Below are 14,536 nucleotides of genomic sequence, written 5' to 3'. Positions count from 1 at the left end.
AACTATAGCAAAGCCCTCCCCGGGCTGGCAAGAACAATCGTTCGTCCGGCCAGTTTTTCCTTTAATCCGCTATCTATTGGAACGACATCGCCTGGACGGCGCGGATCGAATCGCTGGTCCCGAACGGCTGGGCGATCATCGTCTTGTCGCGCGCAGGCACGCTGGCGGGCAAGCCGTAGCTGCGGTCGATGACCCGCAGCACGAAGGGACGCCCCGCTTTCACGGCAAACTGCACTTCCGTGCCCTCGGCCGGCAAGCCATAGGCGATCATCGACCAGTTCTCGCGCTTGGCCTTGAGCACGGGCTGCCCGTGCATGCTTGCGCTGAGCACCTCCGTCCCTTCGACGATCACCTTCACCTCGGGTGCGCCGCGCACCGAACTGATGCGCATCGCAACAGTCCGCTTGTCGCCAACCACCTCGTCCTGCAGCAATTCCAGCGTCGGCCCGTCGACGCCGAGCAATGGCGCCGGTGCCGTCCAGTACGGCCGAGCATGCGCGCCGAAGACTTCGGGCAGCGCGCGCCGCGTTGCCGCAGGGCCCAGAATCGGCTTGAGCCAGCTATCGAGCGCGGCATCGCTCGACATCCAGATCGCATCCGATTTGCCGTCTACTATATAAGAGAGGTGATTCGGGTTCGGTTGCTCGGCCGACACCTGCCCCGTCGCCGTGCCAACCGCCAATAAAGCGGCCCCGGCAGCCAACGGCAGCGCCACCGACAAAAAGCGCCGCTTGAGCATGACCAGCAGGGGAAACATCAGCCCCAGCAACAGCACCAGCAGAAAGACCACCACGCCGGCCAGCCGGGTGGTCATGGCGATGAGCAGGATGCGCAGCAGTGGCGCAAACAGCATCACCCCGGGCGTCGCCGCAGCGAGCAACACCAGCAACCGCTTTGGTGCGGATATCGCCCTGCCCCGCGCCGACAGCAGGAAAGCATACGCCGCCAGCACCGGCACCAGCGGCCACGTCAGCAGAAAACTGGCGCCTGGCATCATCAGCGCGGTGATCAGCAACAACCCCGACCACAGCGTGGCCGCCCCCAGCGCCAGTTCCATCAGCGCGAAGCGACGCAGCAGCCACGACTGCAAGGCCATGAACAGGCCGGCCGCCGTCGCCACGAATCCCATCCAGTACCAATGACTGTTATACATATCCATCAAGCCCTTGTACTGAGGGTGGGTCGCGCTGATCGCCAGCCACAGCAAGGTACAGGCCAGCGCGACGGCCAGCGCCACCAGCGGCAGCAGCACGGCGGACAGCAACACGCGCCGGCGCCGCACGGTCCCGCTGCGCACGGCGCGTGCCAGCACGATCCCGAACAGCACCAGGGTCAGTCCCGCCAGTGGCAGGGCCGCGCCCGCCGGATAACTCACCAGTCCGAGCCCGGCCACGTCGAAATAGATACGGTCGGCCTGCTTCAGCGCCCCCAGGTCGGCGCCGCCGAAATGCCGGCTCAGGGCCAGCATGATCTCGCCCTGGTGCTGCAGGCTTGCCTGGTTCAGCATCTCGGGGCGGTCGAGCTGGGTGTGATAGGCGGTCGGACCTTCCATCGCAGCAAAGTTCATGCCGGCTAGCCCGCCGCGCTTGAAGGCGCTCAGGTCCGTATCGTTGGGCAAGAGCTTGTAAATCTCGAACATCAGCGAATTGCCGACCGGCTGCTTCAGTCCGCCAAACGCCTCGATCAGGCGACCGTTGCCGGCGCTGGTTTCGAACATCAGCATCGGCCCGCTGTTGCCTCGGTACTCGAAATTCAGCGCCAGCCCCACCTGCCGGGCCCAGGGATGGGCCGCGACGAAGGCTTCCGCGCCGAGCAAGCCGGCCTCCTCGCCGTCGGACAGCAGCACGATGACATCGTTCCTGAGCGGCGCGCCGGCCGCCAGGATGCGCAGCGTTTCCAGGATGGCGGCAACCGAGGCGCCATCGTCGGCGGCGCCGAAGCCGCTGGCAACCGAGTCGTAATGGGCCGACAGCATGACCGCCTTGCCGGGCACGGTGCCGGGGAGGCGCACCACGATGTTCTTCACGTAACCGGCGGCATCCGAGTCCGGCGCGGCGGCAAAGGCCGACTGCACTTCCGGCTGCAATCCCATGGCGCGCAGCTCGGCCAGCAGATACGCGCGCACGGCGGCGATCTCGGGCGTGCCGGTCGCGTGCGGTGCGGCGGCAATATGGCGCAGGTGCAGCATCGCCCTCCCGGCCGAAAACACCGAGGCCGGTGCCGATGCCGGCAGCGGGGCCGGCGGCGTCAGGTTGCGCATGCTCACAACGATCAACAGCGCCAGCGCCAGCAAGGCGCCCAACACATGCGGCAGCCGCAATCCACCGGCACTGTCGCGCTCGATGGTCGAATGATGCGCCGTCATCGACGCCTGGGAAGCACTTGAAATAATTGTCATTTTTATACTTTCAATGGAGTGCGATCTGGATTATTTTTTGGCGGGAAACGGCAGCATGGCCGCCCACGGCGTCGCGCTGTGCAGGCGCGCCCAGCCGGCGCCGAGCAGGGCCAGGCCGAGCGGCAGCGCCAGCAAGTGCATCTGCATGGTCGCGGCCGGCGCCGCTACCGCGTGAAACACCGGCGCGCCGGTGATCCCGAGGTAAGCCAGGATGCAGGCCGCCAGCTCAAAAGCGTGGGCGCTGCGCGTCAGCGCCGCCAGCGCCAGCGCCCAGGTCGCCACCGACAGGGCCAGCGCGACGATGGCCAGCGCCACCGCCGCATCGGCTACCGTAAAGCGCAGCAAGGCCGGCAGCACCGATGCCAGGGCCACGCCGGCCAGCATCAGCCAGCGCGCCAGCAGGATGCGCCGCCCGGCATGGGCCGCGCCGAACACGACCGGCGCCGTGCCGCTGTCCACTTCGCGCAGGGCGCAGCGCGCGAACACATCGAGCGACAATCCCCAGGCGGCGATGACGGCCAGCGCGGCGATCTGGGGCGGCGCCAGCAGTTGCACGGCCCCGGCCACGGCCAGTCCCAGCCACCACCACAGGCTGCGCTGGCGCAAAGTCAATTGCAGCTCGGCCGCGAGGATGGTGCCGGACTGGCTGCGCTGCAAAGGCCGCAGCAGCAGGCCCAGCCAGGCGATGCTGCGCCCGCCAGCCAGGGCAGCGCTATGCCGCTCGGTGGCGCGGGCATGCGCGGCGGCACGATCCATGAACGGATGGCACAGCAATACGCCGACGATCGCCAGCCCCAGCCAGGCGAAGCGCCCGACGATATCGGCGCCGCCGATGCGCCAGTTGCGCCATTCCACGGTCCTGACCTGCTTGTCGCCCATGCCGCAACCGAGGCACACGCTCAGCCTGGCGCCGCCCAACTGGGGCGCCACCTGCTCATGAATGGATTGATTGAAGGCGATGATGCCGCGCGGGTCGCCCAAGGCGCTGCGCTCCCCCGCCGCCAGGTCTGTGCCGTTGAGTGTGGTCACCGTGGCGATCAGCACCGCAACCCACACTGCGAAATAGGCGATGTTGCCGGCTGTACGGCGCAGCCAGGGCACGATATCGAACCAGATCGCGAACATGGCAGTCAGCGCCAGGGACGGAATACTCAGCAGCAGCACCGGCTTGAGCAATTCGACCAGATCGATGCTGCGGTCCTCGCCACGCACCCACTGCGCCAGCAGCCCCACCAGCAGCTGGGCGCCGATAATCAGGCCGAACACAGCCATGTGGCTGGCCCATTTGGCCAGCAGATACACGGCGCGCCGGAGCGGCGTGGTTTCCAGCAATTCCCACACGCGCGTATCGAGGTCGCGGCTGATGGTGCCGCGCACCACGTAAAACCCCAGCAGGGAGACCCAGATCGACAGCATCGCCAGCACCATCCCGACCCAGGCGCTGGAAAACGCCCCCCGGTACTGGCCGTTGATGCCCAAAATCATGTATCCGGCATCGATTGCCGGAAAGCAGGACCAGGTCAGGCCCAGCGCCAGCGCCATGGCCGCGCGAAACCGCGTCGAGCGCACCCGTTCCAGCAGATCGGCCAGCAAGATCGCATAAAAGCGTCGTATGCCGTCCATCGTCACACCCCGCCCGCGCTGGCAAGCAGCCAGGCATAGGCTTCTTCCAGCCCCGGCGCGACCGCTTCGGCGTGCGCCGACGGCGCGTTCGCGGCCACGATGCGCACGCGCACCCCGTCCGGGCGGCGCAGCGATCCGCACACCTGGTGCGCTGCACGCACCTCGGCCAGCGTGGCGGCCGGCACGGTCCAGTCCCAGACCTTGCCTTCGGCGGCCGCCATCAGCGCTTCCGGACTGCCCTGGTAGCACAGGCGGCCCTTGCTCAGAATCACCAGCTCGGTCGCGCTGGCCTCGATATCGGACACGATGTGGGTCGACAGGATCACCAGCCGCTGCCCGGCCAGGTCGGTCAGCAGATTGCGGAAGCGCAGCCGCTCCTCGGGATCGAGCCCGACCGTCGGTTCGTCGACGATCAGCAGCGCCGGTTCGTTGAGCAAGGCTTGCGCGATGCCCACGCGCTGGCGCATGCCGCCCGAAAACGTGCCGATGCGCTGGTCGCGCGCCTCGCTCAGCCCTACCAGGTCGAGGCAGGCGTCGACCCGCGCCGCCGTCTGCGCATGCGGCAATCCCTTGACCGCCGCCAGGTAGCGCAGGAATTCGCGCGCGCTCAGCGCCGGATAGGCGCCGAATTCCTGCGGCAGGTAGCCCAGCGCGGCGCGCAGCGTATTCGGATCGCGCGCGGTATCGGTCCCGTTCCACAGGATGCGGCCCTCGGTCGGCCTGGTCAGCGTCGCCAGCATGCGCATCAGGGTCGACTTGCCCGCCCCGTTCGGACCGAGCAGGCCGACGATGCCGGTCCCCAGGCGCAGGTTCAGGCCGGCCACGGCGTGATGCCCGTTCGGATAGCGAAAGCCGACCGACTCCAGCTGCAAGCTCGGCGGGCTAGCCGACGCGGGAGCGGACGCGACATCGGCACTGCCCATATAGCGTTGATTCATGCGATTCTCCAGGTCATTGCAGTACGGGGGCCGGCATAGCGGTCTGGGCAGCAGCCGTGCGGCGTCCGCTCTTGCGCGCCGCCCACAGCATCAGGTCGTCGATCAGGGTAAACACCACCGGAATCACCAGCAGGCTGAGGAAGGTCGAGGTCAGCAAGCCGCCGATCACGGCAATGGCCATCGGCGCGCGGAAGCTGGGGTCGGCGCTCCAGCCGAGGGCGATCGGCAGCATGCCGGCGCTCATGGCGGTGGTGGTCATGATGATCGGCTGGGCCCGTTTGCGGCAGGCATCGATCAGGGCGTCGAAGCGGCTCATGCCTTCGCGCCGCACGCGGATCGCGTATTCGACCAGCAGGATCGAGTTCTTCACCGAAATTCCCATCAGCATCAACAAGCCGATCAAGGATGGCATCGACAGCGAGCTATTCGTCACCAGCAGGGCCAGGAATGCGCCGCCGATCGACAGGGGCAAGGCCGCCATCACGGTAATCGGCTGCATCACGCCCTTGAACAGCAGCACCAGCACCATGTACACGCACAGGATGCCGATTCCCAGCGCCAGCAGGAAGCTGCCGAACAGCTCGCCCTTGCGCTCGGCATCGCCCTGCTTGCCGCGCTTGACGTCGGCCGGCAGGTTCTTCATCGCCGGCAACTCTTCGATCTTGTCCATCACTTCGTCGTAATCCTTGCCGTTCAGGCCGACGTGGATCACCACCTTGCGCGTGCGGTCGCGCCGGTCGATCTGGGCCGGGGCGCTGTCGATGCGCAGGTCGGCCACCGCGCCCAGCGGCACGTTGCCGTTCTTGCCGGGCACGGCGAGCTTTTCGATCAGGCCCAGGTCCTGGCGCGAGCTGGCCGGCAGGCGCACCCGGATCGGAATCTGGCGGTCCGGCAGGTTCAGCTTGGCCAGCGCATTGTCGTAGTCGCCCTCGGTCGCCACGCGCAGGGTTTGCCCGATCGCATCGACCGTCACGCCCAGGTCGGCCGCGCGGGCAAAATCGGGAATCACGACCAGTTCCGGACGCACCAGGCTGATATTCGAATAAATGCTGCCGAGGCCGCCGATCGAGCGGATTTCGTGCTGGATTGCATTGACCGCCGTTTTCAGGGTTTCCGGATCGTCGCCCGAGAGCATGAAGGCCAGCTCGTCGCCATCGTCGCCATCGCCCACCGTGACCCGCGTGCCGGCCACGCCGAACAGGGCGGCGCGCAGGGCGGCGTTGACCTCGATCTGCTTGCGGCTGCGCTGGTCGCGCGGCTTGAGGCTGACCGACAGCGAGGCGCGGCGCACGCCGCCGTCGCCGATGACGCTATACACCTGGGTCACATCCTGGTCCTGCTCGATCAGCACGCGCGCCTGCTCGGCGGCAACGCGGGTATCGGCCAGGGTGCTTCCCGGCGGCAGTTCCAGCGAGACATTGGTGGTCACGCCATTGGCCGGTGGAATGAAGTCGCTCGGCAGGTGCGGAATCAGGGCCAGCGAACCGATAAAAAAAGCGGCCGACATCAGCATGGTCGACTTGCGGTGCGCCAGGCACCAGCGCACCGCCCGCAGATACGGCGCCATCAGGCGGTTTTCCTTGTGGACCTGGGTTTCCAGCACGGGTTTGAGCAGAAACGCGGCCATCATCGGCGTCAGCAGGCGCGCCACCAGCAGCGAGGCCAGCACGGCCACCGAGGCGGTCCAGCCGAACTGCTTGAAATACTGGCCCACGATATCGTTCAGGAAGGCGGTCGGCAGGAATACCGCTACCAGGGTCGCCGTGGTGGCCACCACGGCCAGGCCGATCTCGTCGGCCGCGTCGAGCGCCGCCTGGAAAGGGGTCTTGCCCATGCGCAGGTGACGCATGATGTTTTCGATCTCGACAATGGCATCGTCGACCAGGATCCCGATCACCAGCGCCAGCGACAGCAGGGTCACCATGTTCAGGGTGAACCCGAGCAGATGAATCACCAAGAAAGTCGGCACCACCGACAGCGGCAGGGCCACGGCCGAAATGAGGGTGGCGCGCCAGTCGCGCAGGAAGAACCAGACCACCAGCACGGTCAGCAGCGCGCCTTCATAGAGCAGGGTCATCGACCCGTCGTAGTTTTCCTGGACGGCGTCGACCTTGTTCATGGTTTCGAGGAACACCACGTTCTTTTCGCTGGCCGCCAGCTTCGCCACCGCCTTGCGCACCGCCTCGGCCACCGCGATGTCGCTGGCGCCGGTGCTGCGCATCACCTCGAAGCCGACCACGGCTTTGCCGTCGAGCAGCAGGATCGAGGTCGGTTCGGCCTGCGTATCGGCCACCCGCGCCACCTGGTCGAGACGGATCTTGCGCCCGTCCGGCAGCACCATTTCGAGCGCGGCAATATCGGCCACGCTGCGCACGGTGCCGATGGTGCGCACCGCCTGGTTGGCGCCGCCGATATTCGCGCGCCCGCTGGGCGACTCCTGCTGCATGCGCTGCAGCTGCTGCGACACCACCGCCGCCGACACGTTCAGCGCCGCCATGCGCGCCGGATCGAGTTCGATCAGCACTTCGCGGCTGATGCCGCCCACGCGCCCGACCCGGCCCACGCCGCCGATCCGCAGCAGCGCCTTGGAGACGGTGCTGTCGACCAGCCACGAGAGCTCGGCCTGGTCCATGCGCTCGGAACTGACCGTGTAGGTCAGCACCGCGTCGACGCCGGCGTCGGCCACCTTGGCGATGATCGGGTCGCGCATTTCGACCGGCAGGTCGCGCCGGATGCGGTCGACCGCGTCGCGCACCTCGGTCACGGCGTCGTTGACGTCGCGCCCGATGCGAAATTCGACCGAGGTGGCCACGCTGCCTTCGCTGATGGTGCTGGAGATATGGCGCACGAACGGAATCGCGGCCAGCGCGTTTTCGATCTTGCGCGCCACCTCGGACTCCAGCTGGGCCGGCGAGGCGCCCGGCAGGCTGGTATTGACCAGCACCACCGGCACTTCGATGTCGGGCGAATTCTGCACCGCCATGCGCTGGAAGCTCACCAGGCCGCCCACGCCGAGCAGCACGAACAGCAGGATGGCCGGCAGCGGGTTCCTGATCGAGAGTTGGGAGAAATTCATCGCAGCCCCTTATTTGACGGCCAGCGCCGGCGTCGCCGCCGCTGCCAGCTTTTTCTTCGACTGCGACGGCAGCGGCGCCGGCGTGGCCACCGCCACCACGTCGCCATCGGTCAGGAAGCCTCCGCCCTGGCTTACCAGCAGCATGCCGCGCTCGGCGCCGCTGGTGACCTCGATGCGTTCGCCGATGCGCCGTCCCAGTGTGACCCGGGTCTGCACCACGCTGCCGTCGCGCTGGATGACGAACACATAATCGAAGCCGTCGCGCGTGACCACGGCGGTCTGCGCGATGGTCAGCGCCGGCGCGCTGCCCAGCTCAAAACTGCCGCTGGCGAACATCCCCGCCCGCACCGCGCTGCTGGCCGGCAGGTCGACATACACCAGCGCGTTGCGGGTCCCGGCATCCACATTCGCCCCCAGCGCGCGCACCGTGCCCTCGATGGCGGCGCCGTTGGTGGCGCGCAGACGCACGTGCTGGCCCGGCTTGATGCGCAGCAGGTCGTTGCCGGTCACCTCGGCGCGCCATTCGAGGCGGTTCTGGCGAATGATGCGGAACAGCTCCTGCCCCTGGGTCGTCACCGCCCCCTGGGTCGCGCTGCGCGACGAGATCACCCCGTCGTCGTCGGCCAGCACCACCGTCTGGCGCATGCGGATGCGGGCGCTGTCCAGGCGCGCCTTGGCGCTGGCCACGCGCGCCTTGGCGCTGCGCTCGGCCACCAGGTACTGGGTGGTCTGCTGGTCGCTCATGGCGCCGCTGCTGGCCAGCTGGCGCGCGCCTTCGGCGTTGGCCTGGGCCTCGGCCAGGGCCGCATTGGCTTCTTCCATCGCCCCTTCCTGCTGCGCCAGGTCGGCCGCCACGCTGTCGCCGAACAGGCGCGCCAGCACCTGTCCCTTGCGCACGCTGTCGCCCACCTCGGCGCGCACCTCGGCCAGGCGCAAGCCACCGAGTTCGCTGCCGACGACGGCTTCGTGCCAGGCGGCGATGCTGCCGTTGGCGCTCAGCGCGGTCTGCCAGTCGGCTTCCTGCGGGCGGGCCGCGTTGACGGTCAGTGCGGCCTTGGTGCTGGGGAGGGCGACGGCCGGCGCCGCTGCCGGCTTGGCGGCGGGCGTGCTCTTGCTGGCGGCGGCGCCGAAAACGACAGCGGTGCCGATCACGGCGGCGGCCGCGCCGAGCGCGATTTTCTTTGTATTCTTTTTGATCACGATAAGTCCTTTGAGAGATGCGAGAGGTGCGTCGTTCAGCCGGCGGCCGGCGCATCGGCGCCGCGTGCCGCCACGGTGGCGCCATGCCAGCCGCCGCCGAGCGCCTTGTACAGGGCGATCCAGGCCAGCACGCGTTCGTGCTGGACGTTGATCAGCACCTGGCGCGCGGTCAGCGCCGTGCGGCGCGCGTCTTCCAGTTCGAACAGGCTGCCCGGCCCGGCGCGGTAGCGGTCCTGGCCCGACTGCAGATAGCGCTCGTAATCGCGCGCCGCCGCCGCCGCATCGGCTTCGCGCCGGGTCAGCGCATCGAGCCGGACCAGCGCTTCCTCGGTCTCGCGCACCGCGTTGCGCACCTTGACCTCATAGCCGGCGCGCGCCTCGTCGAAGCGCGCCTGGGCCACTTTCACGTCGGCGCGGCGCTTGCCGCCGTCGAACAGCGGCACCGTCATCTGCGGCAGGAACGACCAGCCGTTGGCGGTGTCGTTGCTGCCCTCGAAGCGCAGCAGGCCGATGCTGCCGCCCAGGGTGATGCGCGGATAGCGCCTGGCCTGGGCCACGTTGATGTCGGCGCTGGCGGCCTGCAGCTCTGCCTCGGCCGAGGCGATGTCGGGACGCTGCGACAGCAGCGCCGCCGGCACAGTATTGACGACGAACTCGCGCGGACGCGGCACCGCGTCGCTGCCGGCCAGGCGGGTGCGCAGGGATGCTTCCGGGATGTCGGTCAGCGCCACCAGCGCCTTGACATACAGGTCGCATTCGGCGCGCTGGGCCACCACGCGCTGGCGCGCATCGGCAAACGAGGCGTCGCTCAGCAAACCATTCGCGGTCGAGGTGAAACCGGCCTTGATCTTCATCCGGGTCAGCTGCGCGGTCTGTTCGCGCGAAGCCGCGTCCTGGCCGAGCACGGCCAGCGAGGCGCCGCAGGCGCGGTAGTTGACCAGTGCGCCGGAGACTTCGGCCACCAGCGACACGCGCACGGCATGCCAGTCGGCGCTGCGCGCCGCCACCCGCGCATCGGCCGCCTGGGCGCCCTTGCGCACCGCGCCGAACAGATCGATCTCCCAGCTCGCATCGAGGCTGCGCGCCTGGTTCGAACTGATGCGCTTGACGCCGCCGCTGCGCACGCCCTGGCGCTGGGAGTACGCGCTCAGGTCGAGCGCCGGCAGCAAGGCGCTGCCGGCGGAAGACGATTCGGCGCGTGCGCGCTCGATGCGGGCAAAGGACTGGGCCAGGCTGGGGTTACCCGCCAGTGCCGCATCGACCAGCTGCGCCACCAGCGGATCGTCGAACTGGCGCCACCAGTCCGTCAGGTCGGACGCCTGGCCGGCGCCAGCGGCAGCAGGCTGCGGCAGGCTGGCCTGGAACCGGGTCGCGCCTGGCGCGGCGGGCGCCTGGTAGACCGGGCCGACGCTGCAGCCGGCCAGCAGCGATGCCGCCGCCAGCATGGGAACAAAGGTGCGCTTCATCAGATGGCATCCTTCACGTCGGTATCGAGCGTGTACAGGCGGCGGTGGCTCAGCGAAAACAGCGCCACGGCGGCTCCGGTCATGCCGACCACGAAGAACAAAAAGCCGGTGCCGCGCCCCTTGCCCTGGCCGAACCAGGCGCCGATCGAATCGAACCAGATCCCGCCGGACAGCAAGGCCGGTTCGAACAGGTAGTGCGCCAACGTCCCGCCCAGCACGGCGGACAGCGGAATCACGCTCAGGCCGACGGCCTGCTGCAGCGCGCCGAAACTGCCCTGGCGCTCGCGCGGCACCTTGCGCCGCCACACGCCCGCCATGCAGCCGGCCAGCGCGGTACTGGAGAACATCACGATAAAGGCGCCGGCGCACAGCACCGCCACCGAATTGCTGATGCCGGCATAGGCAATGGTCACGCCCTGCACCAGGTTGAACGCGAGGACGTGCGGGGTCCACGACTTGGGGCCGCCCCACGCGACCATCAGCAGGCCGCCGCACAGCACCCCGACGCCGCCGCAGGTGGTAACCCAGGCCAGCACCTGGGCCGAATAGTTCGACAGCACCATCGGCGATATCAGCACCGTGACCATGCCCGACAAAAAGGCGCTCACGCTGGTGTAGCCGTACAGCGCGGCCACGGTGGGGCGTTCGCGCAGGAAGTTGAAGGCCCAGCGCAGATCCTGGAAGGCGCCGCGCCTGGCCTTGGCCGCTTCGGCGCTCTTGCGCGCCACGGCCGGAAAGCGTGCCAGCACGATCCCCAGCAGGGCCACGCTGAAGGTCAGCGTATCGATCAGCACGATCCCGGTGATGCCGATCGCGCCCAGTACCGAGGCGGCGATCAGCGGCGCGGCCAGCTGCGAGACGGCGCTCGAAATCTGGAACATGCCGCTGGCGCGGCCGAACTGGCTCTTGGGCACCAGGGAGCTGATGGCCGCATACGCCGCCGGTCCCTGGAAGGCCATGCTGATCGACATGACCGTCTGCAGCGCGAACAGCTGCCACACTTCGAAGCGCCCGCTCCAGAACAGCAGTGCCATGATGCCGGTGCAGGCCAGCGCCACCGCCTCGCCGGCGATCAGGATGGTGCGCTTGTCGAAGCGGTCGGCCACGCTGCCGGCAAACGGCATGAGCAGCAGCGCCGGCAGGGTCGAGAACAGCGTCAGGTTGGCGAAATCGAGCACGGAGCCGGTGCGCTGGAACAGCCACACCCCGAGCGCGAAGGAGGTCAGCATGGTGCCCATCATCGAGACGAACTGGCCGATCCAGATAACGTAGAACGCGGAACCGATCCGGTCGATCGGCAGGTCGGCGCTTGGCGCGGTTTGCGGTGAGGTTAGCATTGCGATTCTTTCATCAATGGGGAAAGCCAGTCACCGAGTGAATGGACATAAGGGCGGCTCAACAAGGTCATGTGATTACCTTCGCTGTTCCATACGCTTGCTTGCGGTGCGTGACGGCGCCAGCCGGCCAGCAGTTCGTCCGGCTCCGCCCTGCCCATCGCGGCCGGTGACGGCCCGGTCGCGATGGCCAGGTGCAGCGGCCCGTCGTACTGCTGTTCCGGCACGTACCGGGTATTGAGATTGGTGCCGAAAGCGCGCACGATGCCGCGGATGGCCGTGATCCGGGTCCCGGACGGCATCAGCTTCGCTTCGACCAGGCGCGCCAGCAGCAGGGCCAGGCGCGCCTCATGATCGAGCGGGGCAAAATCGGCCTCGCCCAGGCGCAGCGAGCCATCGAGCTTTTGCTCGAACAGGCCCACCAGGCGCACCAGGATCTCGACCTGGCCGTAGTGGCGTGGCGGCTGCGAGGCCTCCACCGGCGCCCGCGAGTCGAGCACCACCAGCGCCGACACCCGCTCGCCGGCGGCGGTGAGCTGGCGCGCCATTTCGGTCACCACCCAGCCGCCGAAGGAATGCCCCATCAGGCGGTAAGGCCCGCTCGGACAGACTTCGCGCATCGAGCGGATGTAGGCCCGCGCCGCGCTCGGGACGTCGATATGCGGCGTCATCGTCCCGCACAGGCCGCGCGGCTGCATGCCGTAGATCGGAATATCGGCATCGAGCGCCTGGATCACGTCGGTAAAGGCGGTGATGCTGGCGCCGGCGCCGGGCACGCAGAACACCGGGCTGACCCCGCGCCGCCCGAATTGCAGGGCGATGCGCGGCGCATACGACAGCTCGGGGCAGTCGGCCATGGCGCCGGTGGCGGCGTCGATGGCATCGGCCAGCGCCGTTCCCAGTTGCGCGACGTGCGGCGCGTCCATGATCGAATAGTGCGTCCCTTCGAGCATCGACAGGTGCAAGGTGGTGCCCTGCGCCTTGCCCCAGCCGATGGTGGGGTCGGCGCGCTGTTCGCCGCTTGCCGCGAACAGGTGCACCGGTACCGCGATGGCGGGACGCACGTAGCTGCGCAACGCAATGGCGATGCCGTGGCGAACCGCCAGGTGGCGGCGCAAGGTCGGCGTGCCGATCTCGCCGGGCAGGATGCCGGCTTGCTGGGCCAGCGCCAGGACTGCGTCGCTGTCGTGCTGCGCCGCCAAGGTACGCAGGCGGGCGGCGATAGCCTGATCCGGCTGCGCGGGCAGCCAGGCCAGCGACAGTATCCAGCGTTCGAAGTCGCGCTCCGGCATTGCCTGGGACGAGGCGTAGTCGCTGGCGGTGTCGATCAGGCCGAGGAACTCGACCCGCTCGTCCGCGCCGATCAACTGGTTGGCGATTTCGACGGCAATCGTGCCGCCCGCCGACCAGCCGGCGATACGGTACGGACCGTGCGGCTGCACCAGGCGCATCTCGCGCAGGTATTCCCTGGCCATTTCCTCCACCGACGTCAACGGCGTTTCACCAGCCGCGAAACCGGCGGCGGCGAGCCCGTAGACAGGCATGTCCGCGTCCAGCCATGGCATCAGCTTGCGCGCATAGGCCACTTCGCCTTCGCCGGGGTGCATCAGGAACAGCGGCGCCAGCGTGCCTTGGGCGCGGATCGCGACCAGGTGGCGGTGACGCGGTCCGCTTTGCGGCCCGCCTGCCGCTTCGGCAAAGGCGGACAGGGTCGGATGCACGAACAACTGGCGCAGGCTCGCTTCGAGGCCGGTTTCGTCGCGCAGGCGGGCCACGAACTGCACCGCCATCAGCGAATGGCCACCGAGTTCGAAGAAGTGACCGTCACGGCCGATGTGCGACGTGCCCAGCAAGTCGGCCCAGATGCGGGCAATGGCCGTTTCGATTTCGCCTTGCGGGGCTGCGTAAGTGTGCTCGTCCTGCGCCACCGCCTCCGGCACCGGCAGCGCCTTGCGGTCGATCTTGCCGTTCGGCGTGAGCGGAAAGGCGTCCAGCGTGACGAATGCGGCGGGCACCATGTAGTCGGGCAGGCTGGCAGCCAGCTGGCTGCGCAGCGTGACCGGCGACACATCGGCGCCGACCAGATAGGCCACCAGGCGCTTGTCGCCGGGGACATCCTCGCGCGCCATGACCAGCGCTTCGCGCACGCCATCGCACAGGGCGAGTNAGCTCGATGCGGAAGCCGCGAATCTTGACCTGGAAGTCGTTACGGCCCAGGTATTCGATGGTGCCGTCTTCCAGCCAGCGTCCCAGGTCGCCGGTCTTGTACATGCGCGCCTGCGGATCGCGGCTGAACGGATCGCGGATGAAACGCTCCTGCGTCAGGTCGGGACGGTTCATGTAGCCGCGCGCCACACCGGCACCACCGATGTACAGTTCACCGCTGGCGCCCTGCGGCGCCAGTTGCAGCTGGCTGTCCAGGATGTAGACCTGCGTGTTCGCCACCGGACGCCCGATGTTCGGCATAAAGCCCCCTGCCCGCTCCATGCGGATCCAGGTCG

At 68.2% G+C, this 14,536-nt stretch carries 8 protein-coding genes and 1 pseudogene; all 9 read right to left on the bottom strand.

Going from position 1 to position 14,536, the window contains the following annotated elements; all coding sequences use genetic code 11:
- Positions 1-73: 73 nt before the first annotated feature.
- A complete protein-coding gene (locus EJB06_RS31250; protein ID WP_126077931.1) occupies positions 74-2,398 on the bottom strand; it encodes a M28 family peptidase in 2,325 nt (774 codons plus the stop codon).
- A 30-nt stretch (positions 2,399-2,428) separates the two neighbouring features.
- Positions 2,429-4,021: an ABC transporter permease gene (locus tag EJB06_RS31245; RefSeq protein WP_126077930.1), complete on the bottom strand. Its 1,593-nt coding sequence runs from the start codon at positions 4,019-4,021 to the stop codon at positions 2,429-2,431.
- Between the two features lie 2 nt (positions 4,022-4,023).
- The gene (locus EJB06_RS31240) at positions 4,024-4,959 is read right to left on the bottom strand and encodes an ABC transporter ATP-binding protein (protein WP_229427382.1); all 936 of its coding nucleotides are present in this window, start codon (positions 4,957-4,959) and stop codon (positions 4,024-4,026) included.
- Positions 4,960-4,972: 13 nt separating this feature from the next.
- Positions 4,973-8,035: an efflux RND transporter permease subunit gene (locus EJB06_RS31235; RefSeq protein ID WP_126077929.1), complete on the bottom strand. Its 3,063-nt coding sequence runs from the start codon at positions 8,033-8,035 to the stop codon at positions 4,973-4,975.
- 9 nt (positions 8,036-8,044) lie between these two features.
- The gene (locus EJB06_RS31230; protein ID WP_229427381.1) at positions 8,045-9,235 is read right to left on the bottom strand and encodes an efflux RND transporter periplasmic adaptor subunit; all 1,191 of its coding nucleotides are present in this window, start codon (positions 9,233-9,235) and stop codon (positions 8,045-8,047) included.
- 35 nt (positions 9,236-9,270) lie between these two features.
- Positions 9,271-10,701, bottom strand: a complete 1,431-nt coding sequence (locus EJB06_RS31225) for an efflux transporter outer membrane subunit (protein ID WP_126077928.1) — start codon at positions 10,699-10,701, stop codon at positions 9,271-9,273.
- Positions 10,701-12,038 (bottom strand): MFS transporter, encoded by a 1,338-nt coding sequence (locus EJB06_RS31220; protein ID WP_126077927.1) that lies wholly within the window; start codon positions 12,036-12,038, stop codon positions 10,701-10,703. The genes EJB06_RS31225 and EJB06_RS31220 overlap by 1 nt, the downstream gene beginning before the upstream one ends.
- Complete coding sequence (locus EJB06_RS31215) at positions 12,032-14,182, bottom strand: alpha/beta fold hydrolase (RefSeq protein WP_307720495.1); 2,151 nt, start codon at positions 14,180-14,182, stop codon at positions 12,032-12,034. Before EJB06_RS31215 ends, EJB06_RS31220 begins: the two co-directional genes overlap by 7 nt.
- 250 nt (positions 14,183-14,432) lie before the next feature.
- Positions 14,433-14,501 (bottom strand): annotated as a pseudogene (locus tag EJB06_RS33190) (hypothetical protein); the annotation flags it as partial.
- Between the last annotated feature and the right edge of the window lie 35 nt (positions 14,502-14,536).

The organism is Massilia atriviolacea (assembly GCF_003953935.1).
Lineage (GTDB): Bacteria > Pseudomonadota > Gammaproteobacteria > Burkholderiales > Burkholderiaceae_D > Telluria_A > Telluria_A atriviolacea.
The sequence above is the reverse complement of the archived record's forward strand: the minus strand, read 5'-3'. Positions and strand labels throughout refer to the sequence as shown.

Excerpts from the sequence above, each read along its gene's own strand:
- EJB06_RS31250 (WP_126077931.1), bottom strand. The coding sequence starts at position 2,398 with ATGACAATTATTTCAAGTGCTTCCCAGGCGTCGATGACGGCGCATCAT.
- EJB06_RS31245 (WP_126077930.1), bottom strand. The coding sequence starts at position 4,021 with ATGGACGGCATACGACGCTTTTATGCGATCTTGCTGGCCGATCTGCTG.
- EJB06_RS31240 (WP_229427382.1), bottom strand. The coding sequence starts at position 4,959 with ATGAATCAACGCTATATGGGCAGTGCCGATGTCGCGTCCGCTCCCGCG.
- EJB06_RS31235 (WP_126077929.1), bottom strand. The coding sequence starts at position 8,035 with ATGAATTTCTCCCAACTCTCGATCAGGAACCCGCTGCCGGCCATCCTG.
- EJB06_RS31225 (WP_126077928.1), bottom strand. The coding sequence starts at position 10,701 with ATGAAGCGCACCTTTGTTCCCATGCTGGCGGCGGCATCGCTGCTGGCC.
- EJB06_RS31220 (WP_126077927.1), bottom strand. The coding sequence starts at position 12,038 with ATGCTAACCTCACCGCAAACCGCGCCAAGCGCCGACCTGCCGATCGAC.